The organism is Streptomyces lancefieldiae (assembly GCF_031845825.1).
Classification (GTDB): domain Bacteria; phylum Actinomycetota; class Actinomycetes; order Streptomycetales; family Streptomycetaceae; genus Streptomyces; species Streptomyces lancefieldiae.
Window position 1 is genome coordinate 1 of the sequence record NZ_JAVRFH010000301.1, and the last position, 475, is coordinate 475.

Here is a 475-nt window from a genome sequence, read left to right on the forward strand (position 1 = left end):
GCACGGACTGGAGCGTCTCCGCCCAGGTGCCCGGGCCCACCGCGGCCGAGGTCCCCGGGCCGAGCGCCACCGAGGACGGCAGCACCGCCGAGGGACGGGAGCTCGTGCGATGACGGCAGGCCGGGGCAGCCTCTCCGTGACGCTCTGCCGGGACTTCCGGGAGTTCGGCGCGCTCGCCGGGGAGTGGGACGCGCTGCACCGCCGCTGCGCCACCGCCACCCCGTTCCAGAGCCACGCGTGGCTCCAGTCGTGGTGGATCTCCTACGGTCAGGAGGGGCGGCTGCGGGTCCTGCTGGTCCGCCGTTCGGGGCGGCTGATCGGCGCCGCGCCGCTGATGCTGGCGCACCGTCCGATGCCGCTGCTGGTGCCGATGGGCGGGGCGATCTCCGATTTCTTCGACATCCTGCTGGACGAGGAGGAGGCCGGGTACGCGGTCGGGGCGCTCCAGCGCGGTCTGGACCGGGCCGCCCGGCAC

Annotated in this window: 1 pseudogene; it reads left to right on the forward strand. The window is 75.4% G+C overall.

What is annotated here, in order from left to right:
- Positions 1 to 109: 109 nt before the first annotated feature.
- A pseudogene (locus RM812_RS42240) lies at positions 110 to 475 on the forward strand (GNAT family N-acetyltransferase); the annotation flags it as partial.